The 18,851-nt window shown below is 35.2% G+C and carries 16 protein-coding genes; 2 read left to right on the top strand and 14 right to left on the bottom strand.

Going from position 1 to position 18,851, the window contains the following annotated elements:
- Nucleotides 1-124: 124 nt before the first annotated feature.
- The 11 genes from G7050_RS13395 to G7050_RS13345 form a co-directional block, all read right to left on the bottom strand.
- Entirely contained in the window at nucleotides 125-877 is a 753-nt protein-coding gene (locus G7050_RS13395) for a uroporphyrinogen-III synthase (RefSeq protein ID WP_185154964.1), read from the bottom strand.
- Complete coding sequence (locus G7050_RS13390) at nucleotides 874-1,767, bottom strand: DUF4271 domain-containing protein (protein ID WP_166116262.1); 894 nt, start codon at nucleotides 1,765-1,767, stop codon at nucleotides 874-876. Before G7050_RS13390 ends, G7050_RS13395 begins: the two co-directional genes overlap by 4 nt.
- Before the next feature lie 134 nt (nucleotides 1,768-1,901).
- A complete protein-coding gene (gene metK / locus G7050_RS13385; protein WP_166116260.1) occupies nucleotides 1,902-3,170 on the bottom strand; it encodes a methionine adenosyltransferase in 1,269 nt (422 codons plus the stop codon).
- A gap of 216 nt (nucleotides 3,171-3,386) precedes the next feature.
- Nucleotides 3,387-5,018 carry a lipopolysaccharide assembly protein LapB gene (locus G7050_RS13380; RefSeq protein ID WP_166116258.1) on the bottom strand — a complete coding sequence of 544 codons (1,632 nt, stop codon included), beginning with the start codon at nucleotides 5,016-5,018 and terminating at the stop codon, nucleotides 3,387-3,389.
- A 78-nt stretch (nucleotides 5,019-5,096) separates the two neighbouring features.
- The gene (locus G7050_RS13375) at nucleotides 5,097-6,044 is read right to left on the bottom strand and encodes a PstS family phosphate ABC transporter substrate-binding protein (RefSeq protein ID WP_166116247.1); all 948 of its coding nucleotides are present in this window, start codon (nucleotides 6,042-6,044) and stop codon (nucleotides 5,097-5,099) included.
- 37 nt (nucleotides 6,045-6,081) lie between these two features.
- On the bottom strand, nucleotides 6,082-6,318 hold the full coding sequence (locus G7050_RS13370) for a hypothetical protein (protein ID WP_166116245.1): 237 nt from the start codon (nucleotides 6,316-6,318) through the stop codon (nucleotides 6,082-6,084).
- A gap of 104 nt (nucleotides 6,319-6,422) precedes the next feature.
- A complete protein-coding gene (locus tag G7050_RS13365; protein ID WP_166116243.1) occupies nucleotides 6,423-7,253 on the bottom strand; it encodes an energy transducer TonB in 831 nt (276 codons plus the stop codon).
- Between the two features lie 23 nt (nucleotides 7,254-7,276).
- Nucleotides 7,277-7,930, bottom strand: a complete 654-nt coding sequence (locus G7050_RS13360; RefSeq protein WP_370521976.1) for an ExbD/TolR family protein — start codon at nucleotides 7,928-7,930, stop codon at nucleotides 7,277-7,279.
- A 29-nt stretch (nucleotides 7,931-7,959) separates the two neighbouring features.
- Complete coding sequence (locus G7050_RS13355; protein ID WP_166116238.1) at nucleotides 7,960-8,577, bottom strand: biopolymer transporter ExbD; 618 nt, start codon at nucleotides 8,575-8,577, stop codon at nucleotides 7,960-7,962.
- Nucleotides 8,578-8,652: 75 nt separating this feature from the next.
- On the bottom strand, nucleotides 8,653-9,459 hold the full coding sequence (locus tag G7050_RS13350) for a MotA/TolQ/ExbB proton channel family protein (RefSeq protein WP_166116235.1): 807 nt from the start codon (nucleotides 9,457-9,459) through the stop codon (nucleotides 8,653-8,655).
- 498 nt (nucleotides 9,460-9,957) lie between these two features.
- Nucleotides 9,958-11,343, bottom strand: a complete 1,386-nt coding sequence (locus tag G7050_RS13345; RefSeq protein ID WP_166116233.1) for an aspartate kinase — start codon at nucleotides 11,341-11,343, stop codon at nucleotides 9,958-9,960.
- 478 nt (nucleotides 11,344-11,821) lie between these two features.
- Between G7050_RS13345 and G7050_RS13340 the strand changes: the two genes are divergently transcribed.
- Complete coding sequence (locus G7050_RS13340; protein ID WP_255499148.1) at nucleotides 11,822-14,257, top strand: DUF5686 and carboxypeptidase regulatory-like domain-containing protein; 2,436 nt, start codon at nucleotides 11,822-11,824, stop codon at nucleotides 14,255-14,257.
- A gap of 48 nt (nucleotides 14,258-14,305) precedes the next feature.
- Complete coding sequence (menA, locus tag G7050_RS13335) at nucleotides 14,306-15,211, top strand: 1,4-dihydroxy-2-naphthoate octaprenyltransferase (RefSeq protein WP_166116228.1); 906 nt, start codon at nucleotides 14,306-14,308, stop codon at nucleotides 15,209-15,211.
- A gap of 81 nt (nucleotides 15,212-15,292) precedes the next feature.
- Here menA and G7050_RS13330 read toward each other — a convergent pair whose 3' ends face one another.
- From G7050_RS13330 to G7050_RS13320, 3 genes are read right to left on the bottom strand one after another with little or no spacing between them, the layout of a single operon-like run.
- Nucleotides 15,293-16,690, bottom strand: a complete 1,398-nt coding sequence (locus tag G7050_RS13330) for a DUF6056 family protein (RefSeq protein ID WP_166116226.1) — start codon at nucleotides 16,688-16,690, stop codon at nucleotides 15,293-15,295.
- 16 nt (nucleotides 16,691-16,706) lie between these two features.
- The gene (gene xpt / locus G7050_RS13325) at nucleotides 16,707-17,276 is read right to left on the bottom strand and encodes a xanthine phosphoribosyltransferase (RefSeq protein WP_166116224.1); all 570 of its coding nucleotides are present in this window, start codon (nucleotides 17,274-17,276) and stop codon (nucleotides 16,707-16,709) included.
- 50 nt (nucleotides 17,277-17,326) lie between these two features.
- Nucleotides 17,327-18,691: a nucleobase:cation symporter-2 family protein gene (locus G7050_RS13320; RefSeq protein ID WP_166116222.1), complete on the bottom strand. Its 1,365-nt coding sequence runs from the start codon at nucleotides 18,689-18,691 to the stop codon at nucleotides 17,327-17,329.
- Nucleotides 18,692-18,851: the final 160 nt, after the last annotated feature.

Genomic DNA, 18,851 nt, shown 5'->3' with positions numbered 1-18,851 from the left:
TTGATCTTTTATACTAAAAAATCAAGCTCTTCTCTTTATATTAATCTATTTTTCGCAAAGTCGTAGCATCACAACTATTGTTTGAATGCTATACCGATCCTAGCAATAAAAAAGACTGAAATTTTTATTTTTTCTTATGGTTCTCTTTTATAAATGCCTCTAAAGCAGCTGTCATAGAAGTAACACCGGGTAAGGGAGCTTCACAATCAAGTCTTAAATTCGCATCGCGTACACCTTTCGCTGTAGTGGCACCAAAACTACCGATAGCAATATCACCTTGTACAAACTCCGGATAGTTTTTAAATAAAGACAATACTCCTAGCGGACTAAAGAACACAAGCATGTCATATTGCTTAATTTCGTCAGGAGTAAATTCGGTACTAACTGTACGATACATAACAGCTTTGGTATAAGCTATTTTTTTATCATCTAAGACATTAGTCATTTCGTCGTTATGCATATCCGATACGGGTACTATGAACTTGTCCTTGTTGTGTTTTACTAACGAAGGAGCCAAACCGTCCATTTTACCTGTAGTACTGAAAAATATTTTGCGTTTACGATATACAATATATTTCTGTAAATAAAGAGCTACAGCCTCCGAAATACAAAAGTATTTCATTGTTTCGGGCATTGTTATTCTCAACTCTTCACATAACGAAAAGAAATGATCAATAGCCACTTTAGCAGTAAAGACTACTGCTGTATAATCCTGAATATTAATACGCTGCTGCCTGAACTCTTTAGCATCAAGACCTTCAACTTTTATGAAAGGCCTAAAATCGATTGTAAGATTATATTTCTCTGCAATATCGAAATAAGGCGACTTTTCTGTTGCTGGTTTCGGTTGAGAGATCAGCACTCTTTTTACTTTCAAAGCCATAATAAACCAATTAGATCAACTTTATACAAATAAACCAATACCTGATACAAAATAATATAAGGTATAATTTCCACGCCACAAAGGTAGGCAATCAAAAAGAAAAAATTAACATCCTCTCGTAAAAAAAAAGTAATAATGCGATAAAAAAGTATCAACTGTGATATAATGAACAGTATAAGAAAAAATATCAGCAAATAATTATGGAAACTCTGCGAATATACCATCATCAAGGTAGGCACAAAAGCAATAATACCAATCATCGACAAAACTATCGTACAACTTCTCAGCCAGATTTTGACTTGGTCCTGAGAATTGAATAGATAGCCTAATATTTTATATAATAGATACTTAAAAAGAAGAAATGCAAATATAGTTAACATAAACAGAACAATAGTATAAAAGCTGTGCTGTGGCAGTTTATACTCATCCGATTCCAAAAAAGTATCAAATAGAATAATAGATGAAAGTAATATTGTCTGAAAAATAAGAATGAAATTAAACCAGAACTCAGTCACTGTAGTTTCACTAAATAAATTCAGATTTTCACGCGTAGAGAATAACAATCGGCTATTTTCTTTAAAAAAAGTAAAGCCACCTTTAAATATACGTGTAAATAAAAGAAAGCAAAGCACCAAAAGAGCTAGTACTCCATCATCTTGTTCTAAAGTAAATACCTTGCTTACACCTGCATGGCCATTGTTTAATTGAAGGCGCTCTGTTGTCAATTTCTGACGAGCCTCTACATGAGTCTTTGAGAAAAAAAGACTCGTATCTTTTTCGAATCCGAATAGCGACTGATGGATTGCAGAATCCTTTTTGGCTTCTACAATCTTTAAGCTATCTATCACATAATATGTTGCTAACTCAGGATCCAATCGTATCAAATTTTAAATTCGCCACAAAGATAGTTATAACAATGCATCCTTGAGATAAAATCATCAAGGATGCATTACATTTTTACTATTATTAAGACCTAAAGTTGCCTAAAGGCTTCGATCATCTTATTTCGCTGTAGATATTACAGTTTAAAAGCCTTTTTAATAAGATCTACTGAATCAAGTTTTTCCCAGGTAAATAATTCAACTTCTTTTTCCATTGGCTCAGGATTATATCTTGATTTGAACGTTTTAGTTACCACTTGAGGTTCACGTCCCATATGACCATATGCAGCAGTTTCAGAATAGATAGGATTTCTAAGCTTCAAACGATCTTCTATAGCTTTAGGCCTCATATCAAACAATTGATCTACAATCTTAGCTATTTCACCATCCGAAAGCTTAACATTGGCTTTTCCATAAGTATTTACATATATATTCATAGGCTTAGCTACTCCAATAGCATAAGACACCTGAACCAATACTTCTGAAGCAACACCTGCTGCGACCAAGTTTTTAGCGATGTGGCGACTAGCATAAGCAGCCGAACGGTCTACTTTCGATGGATCTTTTCCTGAAAATGCCCCTCCTCCGTGAGCACCTTTACCTCCGTAGGTATCAACAATAATCTTACGACCTGTTAATCCGGTATCGCCATGAGGGCCTCCAATTACAAATTTACCTGTAGGATTTACGTGATAGGTAATATTTTCATCAAAAAGACTGATTATATCTTCACGGAATTTATATTTTTCTTTAACTCGGGGAATTAATATGTTGATCACATCCTTACGAATCAAATCCTGCATTTCCTGATCACTGCCAAAATCATCGTGCTGAGTAGAGATAACAATAGTATCTATACGCAAAGGTGTTCCGTTATCGTCATATTCAATGGTAACCTGTGATTTTGCATCCGGACGAAGGTATGGCATCAAAGCCAATTCATTTTTGCGGATCGCAGCTAATTCAAGTAATAGTGCATGAGATAAATCTAAAGCCAGCGGCATATAGTTATCTGTTTCATTAGTTGCATAACCAAACATCATACCTTGATCACCTGCACCTTGATCCATTGGGTCAGCTTTTTTATCAACTCCTCTGTTGATATCATCTGATTGCTCATGTATTGCAGAAAGCACACCACATGATTTGGCTTCAAATTGATATTCACTTTTGGTATAACCAATACGCTCGATTACATGACGTGCAATTTCCGGCACATCTACGTATGCTTTGGATTTTACTTCTCCGGCTAGTACTACCTGACCGGTTGTTACCAAAGTTTCACACGCCACCTTCGAATTGGGGTCGTAAGCCAAAAACTCATCTAATAATGCATCCGAAATTTGGTCTGCTACTTTATCTGGATGTCCTTCAGAAACGGACTCCGATGTAAATAAATAACTCATATCTCTTAAGTTTTATTTTGATTAAAATAAAAGAGGAGCAAAATGTAGTGTTGCAGAAAAAAATGAAGAATAATTTATTTTAGCATTTTTTCTTGTGGTTGCAATCGTACAAATCTATCCACCGTAAACTGATACAAAGATATGTTTATTTCTTGAAACAAAAAAGATTGATACAAAATTATGTATCAATCTTTTATATATTAAGATAAATAAATCTTATTTGATAGCTTCTAACAATTGAGGAGCAACTGTATTTGCAGGATCTAACTCCAACATTTTTTCACTGTATAGCTTCACTTGTTCTTTATCAGATGCACTCTTAGATTTATCATACAATAAATAATAATAATAGCTCAAGTACTGGTAAGCTTCCAACAATTCACTTGGATTGCTTCCATCAGCTTTTCCTACTATTATATTTACGACTTGTTCGTAATATGGTTTAGCCAATCCTTGAGTTGTTTCAGGATCTAGCAAAGCATTTGTTCGTGCTCTCCAGAAATATCCCAAATAACTATCAGCGATTCTTTCTGTTACTGTAGCAAAAGCTTTATCTGCTCTAAGCAAAGATTCTTTACCCGCAGCTGAAATAGCTGGATCTGCATCTTTTAGAGCAGCACTACCATACATATAAGAATAACGACCTAATGTAAAGAAGTCTGTAGCTTCTAATACAGCAGCATCTGCTTTGTCAACATACTCTTGGTAATATTTAGCAGCATCTGCATATTGACCTGCATCTGCACAAGCAATAGCTATATCTTTATAAACAGCTGATTTCGATGGATCTAATTTAATAGCTGCATCGTATTGCAATAAAGCTTTATCTAACTGATTATTTTTGCTTAACAATTCACCGTAAGTCATAAAATCTTGTACAATGTACTCGCTATCACCTTTATCTAAAGAGAAGAATTTCTCAGCTGCAGCCAATCCATCCACATAATCTTTAGACTGAAGGTAGCTATACATCAAAAGACGGTTCAATACGAAGTTGTTTGGTTCTTTAGATATACCTTCATTGATTAGTTTTTTAGCCTCTTCATATTTTTTTGTAAAATACAAGGCAGCAGCATAACGGGTCAAATCATTTACATCATAAGATCCTTGTGCAAAATATTTTTGGAATGCATCAATAGCTTGTTCATATTGTCCACCGTGCGAATATATACTTCCTAAGTATTTATAAGCTAATGTATAGTTTGGATTGATCTCAATAGCTTTTTGTAACATTTCAACTGCTAGTGTTGGGTTTACATTTTCATAAACCTGAGCCGTTTTAATGTAAGCAACAGCAGAAGCAGGGTCGAAAGTATATGCTTGCGCATAGCTTCCTGCAGCTTCTCCAACATTTGTTTTAGCCTTTAAATCTCCTTCCAAGATATAAATAGCAGGTGCTTTTTTATCAGCTTTTCTTGCGTCAGCTAACTTCGCATCACCTTTCTCTTTCATATTATTATCGAAGTAAGCACGAGCTATGGCAACAAGTACAGCTACATTTTTCTTATCTTGCTTCAGTGCTATAGAAAATTGATCTTCTGCTTCTTTTGGATTAGTTTTCAACAAAAGTTTACCTAAGCCAACATTATTAAGTACAAAATCAGGTGATGCAGCCAATCCTTTTTCATAATTAGCTTTAGCCTCTGCCATATTTCCCTCACGATAAGCTACTTCACCTAAGTAATAATAAGCTTCAGCCGGAGATTGACTTATTTGCTTTTCAAAAATTTCTTTAGCCACTTTTAGCTCTCCGGTATTCAAATAGTCTGCACCAATATTGCTTTGTGCAAAAATTGGAGAACTAAGTAATAAACCCAGGAAAGCTCCTAATAAATACTTTTTTTTCATCTTTAAATCTTATAATATAGTTTATTTACTTTCACCGATTGCATAGAAACTCTATCTTGAAGTAGAGCTTTTGTTCAATTAGAAATGTTCTTGTACCGAAATCAGCCTCATAGGCCTTGTTGCTGGTACTAATCCAGCTTTCAAAATTATTCTCTGACCTCTGTCATCCGCTACGAAGTTTGTAAATCCGGCAGGTAACGTACCTCTTAAGTCTGATAGTATAATATATACATCCCGTCTCAAAGGATATTCTCCTAACGCCAAATATGCAGCAAATGGTTGAAAACTATTTTGAATAGTAGGTTCATCACTTTTACTGACAGACATTACTCTAATTTTATTTGTAAAACTCAAGTTTGTCGTATCTCCCGGATTATTAATCCAGTTTACACCTATCACACCCATCGCATTAGGAGTCTTAGCAACATAATCGAGCACTGCTCTATTATTATCCATAGCTTTCAGTGTTTCGGCTAGAGGCTCTCCTCTATTAATCGAATCTTTGATAAAACGAACTGTACTTGAGTTTGGATTATCAAATACAACCGATATTTTATCATATTTAGAATGCGGATTGATCAATTTCCAAGAATCAATCTCGCCTGTCATAATCTTTTTCAGTGCAGATACACTAATAAGTGAATCCGTATTTTCTTGATTAATTATTAATGCAATACCATCTATTGCTATTTTTTGTGAACGAGGTTGCAATTTCTTATTCAGCAAACCTTGTTTTTCCGCATCAGTAAGATCACGTGCAGCGATAACTAGTCTGACGCTATCTTTTAAAAGTAAATTTATAACATCTACTTCACTTGCAAAAATAGGAATGATTGACGCTTCGTCATTTAAAGCCTCAAATACATCAATTTGTTCTTGAATTATCGGAGCAAAGCAATCATCTACGGCTATTTCTGCTACGCCACTGGTAAGAGTATCAGTTCGTGTAACTTTGATTTGTCCGTTGTTGCACGCTGAGAAAATTATCATCAATAACAACACACAAAATAAACCAACTTTTCTCATAAATTTTGATAATTAAATAAAAACTTCGCTAAGTAAATCATTTTTTGTCTTTTAACACCCTGTACCCTCTGAAAAAAGCATAAATGGTAACTCCAGCACCTAAAATAATACGGGGAATTACAAAATCATCAGTTCCCGGATCGTTTGCTCTATAATTATAAGGTAAGAGCATTGGAGTAAATATAATTAAATAAGCTATAGCTAGATATATAAAGAACATCAGGGCATTCCAGATTAGCTTAAAAGTACTGCCTTTTTTATTATCTTCTTTCATTTGCTTATATTTTAAAAAAGAGAAGTGAATCTATATAAATATCATCAACTTCTCTCTTTTACATTATGTTTTATGTAAACTTCTTATTTGAAGACATACATATCTTATTTTTGTAATTTAAACAATACAGGTAGAGTGTAATACACTGGCACATTACGTCCATTTTGTTTACCTGGAACCCATTTAGGCATTGTTTTTACAACTCTTACCGCTTCTTTATCACAAGAAGGGTCTAGAGATCTCACTACTTGTACATCAGATACGTTACCATCTTTTCCGACAACGAAACGAATTACTACACGTCCTTCAATTCCATTTTCTGCTGCGATAGTTGGGTATTTCAGATTACTTCCGATGAATTTCATCAATTCAGAATCTCCACCAGGGAATTGAGGCATTTGCTCTACGCTGACGAAAGGTTTTTCTGGTTCCTTATCTTCAACGATCACTTTATGCTCTTTCAATTCTGCAATATCTACAGCGTTTTTGTCATTTGTACCTTCTACGGTTGCGATAGAGATTTGAACTTTCGTTTCGTTTAACTCCTCGATAGATTTCATTTCTTTATCTTCATTCACTTTACTGTCTTCTGTAATTACAGGAGGTGTAAACTGAATAGTCGCCTTCAAAGGGGGGGGAGGTGGTGCGGTTTCCTGACGTATAATATTTTCTTCCGGAACCTGTTCCTCTACATTGGCAATATTCGACAATTCAAAAGCCTCATCTATTCCAGCTTGGTGTTGACCAGCTTTCACAGCATCAAGGAATGCAGGTAATGCAGCCACAACTCCAACAAACACTAATACTACAATAAATGCAACAACGTGTCTTTTTGAAGAGGACTTGCGTAACTCATACGCTCCATAACTTTTATTTTTGCCTTCGAATACTATATCACGCCATTCAGAGGAGTTCAAATTAATATCTTTTCCCATTTTTATGTTATTAAATATGTGATTTATTTTCCTCCTGTCTGAGCTGACAATGCGCCTTTGGATTCATAATTCTGTACAAGGAAATTATCTCCATCAGCCATCTCTACAATAGCATATTTACCAATACTACAGATTTGCATTTCATCAAGCACATCTACTAAATTTTTATACGAAGCTCCATTAGTTGGTTTTATTACAACTACCTGACCATCTTTCGCATTTTTTATTTCACTAGTTTGCTCTTTAAATTCATCTTCTGTAATTTTCTTCTTTGCTTTATCAATCCTTAGTTCTCGTATTTTAGCCACAGCATCTGCGTTGCGTTGCAACAAAAGTGCTCTAAAACCTTCAGGAGAATAGTTTGTTGCTTTTAGAGTATTAAAATCCTTATAATCAGGCTCACCTTCATAATAATAAATTTTATCATTCTCGCCAAGTATCACAGTAATAGCCTTAGAAGCTTTTACCTGGTTTTTATCCTCTTCTGTAAGGTCTTTATCTTTTGTAGGCATTACAATGTCCATCGTCTGAGGCTTACTCAAAGTTGTACAGAACATAAAGAAAGTAATCAAAAGCATGTTCATGTCAACCATCGGTGTAAAGTCTACACGTAGATTGATTTTCTGGGGCTGACCTTTTTTATGTTCGCCGCCGCCACTATCAACACTTGCCATAATCTTACTGTTTTAATATTAAAGTTCTACCCTTAAACCCCTTCAGGCATTGTCTTAAGAGTTGTTATCAAACTATATCTGTTCTTTTTTAAGTCTTGCAACGTAGACATTACATTCTTCACCAAAGAATAAGGAGTGCCTTGATCAGCTTTTATAGCAATAGTCAAATTTTCATTCACTTCCGTTGCGGTAGTTACCCATACTGCCAATTGATTGTTTGGACTGATAATTGTATCAGTAGGGATACCAAATTTCTTCATCAACGCATCTTGTTCATCCATTGGAAGGTCAAGAAATGCCTGTAAACGACTGATAGGCACGCCTATGTGAGTCTGGTTTACAAAAGAATTAATTTGCTTTGGAGTAAATGTTATATTATATTGCTGTCCAATACTTTCTAGCACTTTCCTTTTATCATCGGGTCTGTCTAAGTTCATAAAAACCTGTCCTTGAGGGTCAATCAAAATTGTCATGACATCATATTCAGGAATTTTCACCTCAGATACCGAAGCAGGTGTCATCACCTGAATTGGTTCTTTAGGTATGAAGTTAGCAGTAAGCATGAAGAATGTTAACAAGAGAACAGTCACATCACTCATCGCAGTCATGTCGATGAACGTATCCTGTTTTTTTACTTTTACTTTACTCATTTCTTCTTGTTTTTCTTACTTATTAGAGTGGATCTTTTATTAGATTCCACAATCATTCATCATAAAAAATGATAATTATTTTCCGTGCTTAGAAGTATAAGTTTGACCAATTGCAAAACCAACTTCATTAACTGCATCTGTTACATCTTTCACTTTTCCTTGGAAATAGTTATAGAAAATAATAGCAACAGCACCTGTACCGATACCCATAGCTGTATTCATAAGTGCCTCAGAGATACCTACCGCAAGAGCTGTAGAGTCTGGAGCTCCTTCGTTACCCATAGCCTGGAACGATTTGATCATACCTAGTACAGTACCTAATAGTCCGAATAATGTACCTAGAGTCGAGATAGTAGCGATTACTGATAGATTTTGCTCCAAGTATGGAAGTTCCAATGTTGTAGCATCTTCGATTTCTTTTTGAATAACTTGAGCTTTTTCATCATTATTCATGTCAGTATAAGTTTCTACATCTCTGTATCTAACTAAACCAGCTTTAAGGATATTAGCTACTGAACCTTTTTGTGCATCACACAATTTTTCAGCACCGGTAATATCACCAGCTTCTAATTTAGCTTTAGCTTCTGCTACGAATTTAGGCACGCTACCTTTACCGCTAGCTCTGTTTAGTGCAAAAAATCTTTCAACAGATAAGCTTAATGCAGTTAAAAGAAGAGTAATAACGATAGGAATTACATAACCTCCTTGGTATAGAGTTGCAAATACGTTACCTGGATGTGGATGTCCTTTTTCATCAAATCCTGAAGGATTTCCGCAGACAAAAAAGAAAAAGCAGAAAGCAACGATAGCACAACCAACGATCACCAATCCTGCCGATACCCCTTTAGATCTAGATTTTGTTTTTTGTGGTTTAGTTTCCATAATAGTAATAAATAAATTGTTTAAATTAATTAGTAATATTCAAATATTTAATTTTTGTAAAAATCCTTAGATGTTTTAGTATTCAGACAGACATTATTATGACCATATCTAACTACAAATATATAAATTGATTCATTGATAGCAATCTTTTACCTAAAAAAACGCTTTATAACCGCCATTTTTATCCAAAACACAACAAAATCTAACCAATACTCTTTTTGGTCAACAATAGTAAACTCAAACTATGCTTTATTAGCTTATTTAGAGAAGTGTATTGATTAAAACGGTATTCTGCACCCAACACAATTGTCAGTTTATACATCAAGGCTCTCTTTGGTATCAAATTCTTATTTTCTACGACTCAATTATACTTTTGCAAAAGTAACAGTTATATTCTTTTATACAAGAAAGCTCAATAATTTCTTTCTAAAATTAACTAAACTTAATTCTATCTTAATTTAATCTTAATCAAAAAGCATGCTTTATAACATGTTTCCGTTATTTATGAAAGCATAAAGCTTCATTAAGAGCTATAACTGCATCATTATATCGCTCTCGACGAATAACAAACTGCATATTTACCTGACGGAGCGACTGACCGAAACTCTCGATATTTATATTTTGTTCATAAAGAGCCTTAGAGGCCTTATATAAAAAGCCCGGCATAGCAATATTAGTTCCCATCACACAAACAATGGCAACTGCTTCGGTCCTTACTTGGTAAAAATTTTGTTTTAGATCCAAAATCAATTCTTTCGACTTAGCATTCTCCCAGACAATCATTGTGATAGAGTTGGCATTAGTAGACTTTAAAATATAGCTCACTCCATATTTTGCGAAATGAGTCATAATACGTAAGTCAAAACCAACCTCACCGACCATCATAGGGTCATGTATCTCTACAGCAATTACCTTGGTTGTTCCCGAAACAATTTCCACTTTAGCATCAGGCGAAATATATTCACGGGTAATAAGCGTTCCCGGATGATTAGGTTCAAATGTATTTTTGATACGAATATTTATCCCCGCCAATTCAAGCGGCTTAGCAGCTTTAGGATGAATGGCTTCCATACCTATATCGGCAAGCTGATCGGCTATTACATAATTGGTATGCCCCACAGGCACAGCTTTATCTATGCCTACAATACCCGGATCGGCACTCGACAAGTGGTATTCTTTATGTATAATAGCTTCGTCAGCTTTTACTTGAACAGCTATTTTACTGAAAGTCACCTCGGTATACCCACGATCAAACGCTCTCATAATACCTTCTGTTCCTTTGGTATATCCGGTAGCAATGCACAAAACTTTATCAAATTCGATACCGTCAAAAGCTTTAGCTATACGCTCATCAATAGTCAAAGGGAGTGAGTCATTAAATCCGCAGAGATCAACAAAACGAGCTGTTATCCCATTATTATTTAATATATTCACCGAATTCCATGCCGAATGAGCTTCACCTATCGATGCAAGAATTTCACGGGCAGCCAAGCATATGTCTTCTGTATTTACATAGCCCGAAGCCAAAACCTTACTAAGGCTGTATAGCATCACTTTTGCCTGTTTGACCCGATATTCAATAAATTCCTTCGCTTCTGCCTGATTCAATCCAATCTCGGCAAAGCTTTTATTAATATGCACCAATCGCTGGCAAAGGCCATCAAGACCAATGCTATAATCTTCGTTTCTAAGAAATTGAACATATACTCCGGGATCTCCGGTTTTCTTATGCTCCAACAACCAGTTAGTTACATTGTTATAAGCTGAAACTACAAATATACGATTGTAATAATCATCGGGAGTACGCTCTCCTTTGATGATATTAGCCAAAACATCCTGAAACTGAGACATCGAAGTGCCTCCAATTTTTTCGACAGTGAGCATTTTTATTTTTTAGATCTATTTTGTTTTTAAGTATTCTAAACAATTATTCAATTATTGACTTGTTTGAAACATTAACAAAATTTATTTATAAATTTCTAAAATGGTAAAACAAGCAGATCGCAGAACTATTTCATTACTTTATAAGTAACAGCAGGTATTCTTTGCTGTTTTTCATCAAAATAATTTCTTTTTATTCTCTGATTATCGAAAGCAATAAAAAGGTCTGAGATCTTAATCTTTATGACACAAAAATAATAATAAATAACCAGTTGTAATACTATCTGTCAATTAATTTACAGTTTTCAATAGCAAACAAGTAGAGCTAATTAAAAATCATTATATATTTGTATTGATTCGCTTTCGAATGCTTTCGTTAATTAACAACTATTTTAAGACTGTAAGCTTTTCTCGTCTTATAACAAGTAAAGATTTCATACTTCTAATCTATATTATTGAATTACCTTGATTTATGACTTATATGCAAAAACTAACTATCATTATTTCCTTCTTATTAATTCTCCCGATGTATTGTTTGTCTCAAAATTTTAGAGGAAAAATTACCGACAACAAACAACAGCCTTTATATGGAAGTAATATATACATCAAAGAAATAAATCAAGGGCTTATCTGTGACGACAAAGGAGAGTTTCAGACTACATTGAGTAATGGTAAATATTCTATCATGTTTCGTTGTCTGGGTTTTAAACCGGTTTCACGTACAATCGAAATAAAAAACAATCAGGTAGATTTACTAATTGAGATGCAAGAAGAATCATATGAGTTGAAAGAGGTTACCATAACCAATACCGAAGACCCTGCATATGCAATCATTCGTAAAGCAATAGCTGAAGCTCCCAATTATCTGAATGCTGTAAACAAATACACTGCCGATGTTTATATTAAAGCCAACATGGAATTGTTTACAGTATCAAAGCTTGTAGATAAATTATCCAAGGAAGAAGGTCTGAAAATTTCGGATTTCAAAAATAATGTATTCCTGCAAGAGTCTTTTAATCAGCTCGAATTTACGGCTCCCGATAAATACACACAAACTGTAAAAGCTTTCTCAAGTACTATCCCTGATAATTTTGACCCGAAAGAGTCTTTCAGAATTATGAATGCTTCGGTATATGCTCCTCAGATAAACGATAATATATCACCTCTAAATAAAGATGCTTTTAAATACTATAAATATAAATACGAAGGATTTAACGAAGAAAATGGAATAATAATCAACAAAATAAAATTCGAGGCTAAATATAAAAATCCTCAACTAATTGACGGATACCTTTATATAGCCGATGAGACATGGCATGTACAATATGCAGAACTCTCGAAAGACATATTTGGTGTCAAGCAGAACTTTGTCATTTCATACGAAGAAATTTCACCCAAAGTATACTTACCCATGTCTTATTCATTGACCGGAAAATTTGATATACTTGGAACAAGTGGCGGCATGAATTATTTTTCATCATTAAAATACACTGATATTGAAGTCAACAAAGAAATTATAAAACAATTGACCAAAAAGAAATCACCTAAACGAAACTTCGAAATCAAGACAGATACCCTCTACACCAAAGTAACCGATAGCTTGGCAACAAAAAGAGAGGCAGCATATTGGAATAAGATAAGAACCATTGCTTTAGATAGCATGGAGATAAGAAGTTACGAAAAGCGAGACTCAATACAGCAATATGTTGATTCTGCAAAGAAAGGATTCCATTCGCCTAAATTCAAACCTATGGATATAGTAATGGGGGGACGTTTGGGCAGTGATACGGCAAGCTTTGATCTGAAATACGGAGGATTGATACGAGTTTTTCGTGAATACAATTTTGTAGATGGTGCATGGCTTGGGCAAACAGTAACAATGAATATCCGTTTCAACAAAAAGAGAAAACTGACGGTATCTCCATATGCGTATTATACAACAGGAAGAAAAAGAATTCTTTACGGCAGCGATTTTGAATATACTTATGCTCCGCTAAAGCTTGGGCAGTTAAACCTTTCGGCAGCATCGGTTTCGGAAGATTTTAATCCTGATGGAATTTCACGTCTCGATAATACTTTCAGTTCTGCTTTTTTTAGAAAAAGCGATAATGCTCTTTATCAAAAAGATTTTATTTCGGCACGAAATAGTATTGATCTGGCAAACGGATTACAACTGACAACAGGTATTGAAATTGCTAAACGACAAGGTCTGTATAATCATAGCAAATGGGGCATTTGGGGAAATCCCGATAAAATAAAACCGAACTTATATGCTAACGATCGGTTCGATGCAGTCTCCTACTCTATCAAACTATCTTATTCTCCATACGCATACTATTCCATACAAAACGGAAAAAAAGTATATCGCAAAATCACCTCTCCTACATTTACATTAGCATACAGTGAGGGATTTTCTTCATGGCTTACCAATAATTCAAGATACCGAAAATTACAAGGAAGTATATCTCAGAAGATTAAGCTAAGCTATTTTAACAATATAGACTACAAAGTAGAAGGAGGTAGCTTTTTAGGTAGCACACGCAGAACTCATTTTGCCGACTACCAACAATTTAATACATCCCGACAATATTCTCTGACAGACTTTCCATTTGATACATATACTCTCTTGGGGAATTACGAAGCATCTACCGATAGGTACTGGATCAATACACGGATCAATTACCGAAGCCAGTATCTATTGTTGAAACGTTTGTCCTTTATGCAAGCATTACCCATGACCGAAAATCTGCATCTCAAGACTCTTTATACACCCGATTTCAATTTGTATACGGAGCTGGGGTATTCTGTCGATTTAATCGAACTGCTCAATGTGGGAGCATTCAGCTCTTTCCGTAAAGGCAACTTCGATGCTTTCGGCTTACGTTTGTCTTTCAATCTGAAAGCAATTCTTCATTGATCAGATTTGTTCGGGTTTAAATTTTTATCTTTGCAAAAATATTAAAATATGGCTTCTTTAAAACACTGGATATCCGCATTACGTCCACGCACTTTATTTTTAGCAGTAGCCTCTACTATTTGTGCAAATGGTATGGCATACAGTACCGGACGATTTAATGTGAGTGTATGTATCCTGACGATATTAACTGCAACATTTCTTCAATTACTCTCTAACCTGGCAAACGATCTGGGCGATTACCAACACGGCACCGATATTACAGGACATCGTGTAGGCCCTACTCGTACGGTACAAAGTGGTGCAATTACACCACATCAAATGAAGATTGCCATTTCGGTTGCTGTTTTTTGTTCAATGCTCATAGGTGCTGCTTTGATTTATGAAGCATCACAATTTATGAATATTGTCTATATGGTTTTGTTCTTATTTTTGGGAGCAGCAGCTATCTGGGCAGCTATTAAATATACAGCAGGAAAAAACCCTTATGGATACAAAGGATTCGGAGATATTTTTTCTTTTATTTTCTTTGGTCCCGTTGCTGTGGTAGGAACTTATTTTCTACATGTACACAAAATGACTTTTCAACCTTGGCTTCCAGCAATCGGACTCGGTTTGTTTACGGCTGCGGTACTCAATGTTAATAATATGCGGGACATGGATAACGACCGAAACTCAGGTAAAATGACACTCGTTATTCATTTAGGACTAGCAAAGGCAAAGTTATACCATTCGTTTCTTTCCATTGGTGGAATAGCTTGTTTCATTGCATACAGCCTCATATATAGCAGCCAATGGTATAGTTATTTATACATGATCTTTTTTATTCCTTTCTTGATTATACTTCGTAATATATATAAAACGGAAGATAACCGATTATTAGATCCTTATCTGAAATTTACATCTCTATCGGCTTTTGTTTTGTCTGTAGCTTTTGCAATATGCATTAATATCTAAAAGTCTGATAACAGCATAAGCAATATATTAAAATGGAGAGTATAATGATTAGTTCTTTTGTAATCGATGCACTATTTCACATCACTCATCTGTCCATTTTAATCGCACCGAATTAAGATTGTAATAGCGTGCATACAATACATTCGTCCAATAGCCCTTATCATAAGACAAGGGTTCACCGAGTAACGAACCTGAAGGAAAAACCATCTGATCTGAAACTATAACATCCTTTATTCCTTTAGCTTTTTCTTGCTCAACAAAAAGCTCCCGCTCTTTAGATTTCACAGAAAAATAATCAACCTCTTTATATAATATCGTATAATGATTAATGAAAGCAGCAACCAAGCCCAAAAAGACTACCAAACGGCAAACTTTCATAAAGAGATTATCAAAGGGAATATTGACATACAATAGACCAATGGCCATAATAAAGAATATATGAATTCCGGTCCATACATCACGTGGGAAATAAGGTACCGGATATAATACTACAAAACCAACAAGTGCGGATACGAAAAAAGCGAAGGAAAGGAATAAAATCTCCATTCGATTTTTCACTTCTCCAATCTTCAGGAATAAAAATAAGAAAACGGCATAAATGGCAGTAAAAACTGATAGCCGCAGTGCTCCCGCGTTGTATAAGTTATAAAGCCTTATCTTTAACAGCTTAAAGTTTGAAACCTCCGAAAGTCCCAAATTATCAGAAAGCATCGAAGCTCTTACCGCATTACCGGGAGCAAGTATCATCATTGCAGCACCGACACAAGCACCTATTATACCCCAAATAACCCAATTAGGAAGTTTTATCTTTTGATACTTCAAATATCCCATTAGCATAACAAGCAAAGCGATCATCGCTAAAGATGAATTCTCGTTTGTCCATCCACAAATCACACCTGCAAAGAGAAACAGTATACTTTTGAAAAATGGGTCGTTTGAGCTTTTTTTGAGAAAAAATAAATAATACGGATAAATAAATAAGATAAGTAATAAGGCACCCCATAGATAGTTGGCACTACCGGTTAGCCATAAAATAACAATAGAAAAGGCCGGCTGTATGAGCCACATAATAATATTCAGGAAAATGAACAAACCTGCATTTGGCTTTTTCCCTTTATTTATAATGGCATATATCATAAAAAATAAGCCTATGTAAACAAAGCTGTTTAATAGCTTAGCGATACGTATATCAATAAAGAGGAGAAACTGTGCTATAAAATGAACAACAGATCTACCGCCCCATTCGAAATAATGATTGTATTGAGATACAAAAATATCAAATATACTATGTACTCTTACAGTGCTGTTATTAGCTGCATCAACAATAAAGGAATACCCCCAATCATCAGCCTGTAAGGGAAACAGAATGTTAAGGATGTAAACCAAACCAAAGAATAATGTAACAGCAAGATATAGCAATATCTTTTGGACACCTTTTCGTGATAAAAAAGAGGATACATTATTCATTATACTTTTCATCTATTCAGTACTATTTTTACTCTTCGAACTCTATTTTATTATCACCTAAGCTTTTTATTCTGACTAATGATTCTACATGAATATTCTGCTCACGAAGGCGTTTGCCTCCATCCTGAAAGCTTTTTTCGATAATAAAGCCCATTCCTGCTAATGTTGCACCCGATTTTTCAACCAAATCTTTCACCCCAACAGCAGCATGTCCGTTTGCAAGGAAGTCGTCAATAAAAACAACAGTATCATCGGGAGTCAAAAAATCGCTACTCACACAGACATCATAAGTTATATCTTTAGTAAATGAGTATACTTGCGAAGTAATCATCTTTTCCATTGTCTTTGGCTTTGCTTTCTTTACAAAAACAACCGGTAATTCGAGCAAATAACCTAGCATGATAGCCGGAGCAATTCCACTGGCTTCGATAGTAATTACTTTATTGATCGGAAGATTACCGAAACGGCGTACAAACTCCACACCTATCGACTTCATCAATATAGGATCCATCTGATGGTTTATAAAGCTATCTACTTTTAATATTCCTCCATCAAAGCTTTTTCCGTCTTTGAGTATTCTGTCTTTTAATAATTTCATGGTCTTTCCTCTATATTTAATGAAAGTATTTTATAAATAGGTCTGATACCTTATTCCTTTATTCTGATAACAATATTTGCTGTAATAGCCACGAGTCCGCCCGTAGTAATTCCCGAAGAGAATATACCCTTCACCCAATCGGGCATCTGGATTAAAATGTCAGGAGCAAGTTCCACGCCTAACCCACAAGCAAAGCTTACAGCCAGTACCAATATTGCTTTTCTGTCTATATTCTGAGATGCAATAATACGCACTCCCGATGCGGCAACAGTTCCAAACATCAACAAGGTAGCACCTCCCAGAACCGGTTCGGGCATCAATGAGAAAAGTCCTCCGATAAAAGGAAAGGCACTCAGCAAAATCAGGAATCCTGCAATATAATAACCAACATAACGGCTGGCTACTCCTGTCAGTTGAATTAATCCGTTATTCTGAGCAAATATAGAATTAGGAAACGAGTTGAAAACTCCTGCCAGCATGGAATTGAATCCATCGGCCATAACTCCTCCTTGAACACGTTTTACAAATTTCTCTCCTTTGATAGGTTCTCCACCGATCATAGAGTTAGCCGTAATATCGCCCATCGCTTCGATAGAAGTTATAAAATAAATGAGTGCTACGGCTATAAATGCCGAAAGATCAAAACCCAATCCATATTTAAACGGCGTAGGTATATTAACCATTCCGAGAGTTCCTAGCTGAGAAAAATCGATCAATCCCATAAAATACGAAACAACGTATCCTATCAAAAGTCCCAATACGATGGAACACATACGTATATATTTATTTCTGAAACTATTGAAAATCAAAATAGAAACCAAAACCATACCGGCTAATCCTAAATTACGATAACTGCCGAATGTACCGTCTTGAATAGCTCCGAATCCACCTCCACAAGCTGTAATACCTACTTTAATAAGACTCAGTCCGATCATTGTAACAACGATACCCGATACTAGCGGAGTAATAATTTTTTGTGTGTACTTTAATATTCTACTGACAATCATTTCCACCGGAGCCCCTGCAATGCACACACCGAATATAACAGGCAGGGCTGCTATACCCATACCATGAAAACTGGCAGTTAACGCACCTATAAAAGAAAAGCTTGTCCCTTGTACACAGAGCAAGCCACAACCAAAAGGTCCTATACGTCTACATTGAATAAAGGTGGAGATTCCCGATGCTAAAAGAGCCATAGACACCAAAAAGCTCGTCGTCTCCTTATCCAGTCCCAAACTGGCAGCAATTATCAATGGGGGGGTCACAATAGCGACAAAAATAGCAAGTAAATGCTGGAAGGCTATAAAGACAGCTTCTTTAAAAGGCGGACGGTCTTCGATCTGATAAATCAGATCAGTTTTCTGGATAGGTAGAATCGTTTCATCTAACCCTTCTTCGGTGATTGCAGACATAGTTGATTTGAAAAATTTGCTAAAGATAACTAAAATAAATATTTTTCTAAGTAGTTTCCGTATTGTTAAAGGTTTATTTCTCTATTTCATCACTAAAAATACAGTTTATGATAATTTTTCACTATTTTCAAGAAATTAACTTACTTATTAAAACTAATAG

The sequence above is a fragment of the Dysgonomonas sp. HDW5A genome, assembly GCF_011299555.1.
Lineage (GTDB): Bacteria > Bacteroidota > Bacteroidia > Bacteroidales > Dysgonomonadaceae > Dysgonomonas_A.
This window is presented reverse-complemented; position numbering and strand designations above follow the sequence as displayed.

What these genes read in the sequence shown, in the direction of transcription:
- metK (WP_166116260.1), bottom strand. Translation starts at nt 3,170, where the DNA reads ATGAGTTATTTATTTACATCGGAGTCCGTTTCTGAAGGACATCCAGAT.
- G7050_RS13380 (WP_166116258.1), bottom strand. Translation starts at nt 5,018, where the DNA reads ATGAAAAAAAAGTATTTATTAGGAGCTTTCCTGGGTTTATTACTTAGT.
- G7050_RS13375 (WP_166116247.1), bottom strand. Translation starts at nt 6,044, where the DNA reads ATGAGAAAAGTTGGTTTATTTTGTGTGTTGTTATTGATGATAATTTTC.
- G7050_RS13370 (WP_166116245.1), bottom strand. Translation starts at nt 6,318, where the DNA reads ATGAAAGAAGATAATAAAAAAGGCAGTACTTTTAAGCTAATCTGGAAT.
- G7050_RS13365 (WP_166116243.1), bottom strand. Translation starts at nt 7,253, where the DNA reads ATGGGAAAAGATATTAATTTGAACTCCTCTGAATGGCGTGATATAGTA.
- G7050_RS13355 (WP_166116238.1), bottom strand. Translation starts at nt 8,577, where the DNA reads ATGAGTAAAGTAAAAGTAAAAAAACAGGATACGTTCATCGACATGACT.
- G7050_RS13350 (WP_166116235.1), bottom strand. Translation starts at nt 9,459, where the DNA reads ATGGAAACTAAACCACAAAAAACAAAATCTAGATCTAAAGGGGTATCG.
- G7050_RS13345 (WP_166116233.1), bottom strand. Translation starts at nt 11,343, where the DNA reads ATGCTCACTGTCGAAAAAATTGGAGGCACTTCGATGTCTCAGTTTCAG.
- G7050_RS13340 (WP_255499148.1), top strand. Translation starts at nt 11,822, where the DNA reads ATGCAAAAACTAACTATCATTATTTCCTTCTTATTAATTCTCCCGATG.
- menA (WP_166116228.1), top strand. Translation starts at nt 14,306, where the DNA reads ATGGCTTCTTTAAAACACTGGATATCCGCATTACGTCCACGCACTTTA.
- G7050_RS13330 (WP_166116226.1), bottom strand. Translation starts at nt 16,690, where the DNA reads ATGAAAAGTATAATGAATAATGTATCCTCTTTTTTATCACGAAAAGGT.
- xpt (WP_166116224.1), bottom strand. Translation starts at nt 17,276, where the DNA reads ATGAAATTATTAAAAGACAGAATACTCAAAGACGGAAAAAGCTTTGAT.
- G7050_RS13320 (WP_166116222.1), bottom strand. Translation starts at nt 18,691, where the DNA reads ATGTCTGCAATCACCGAAGAAGGGTTAGATGAAACGATTCTACCTATC.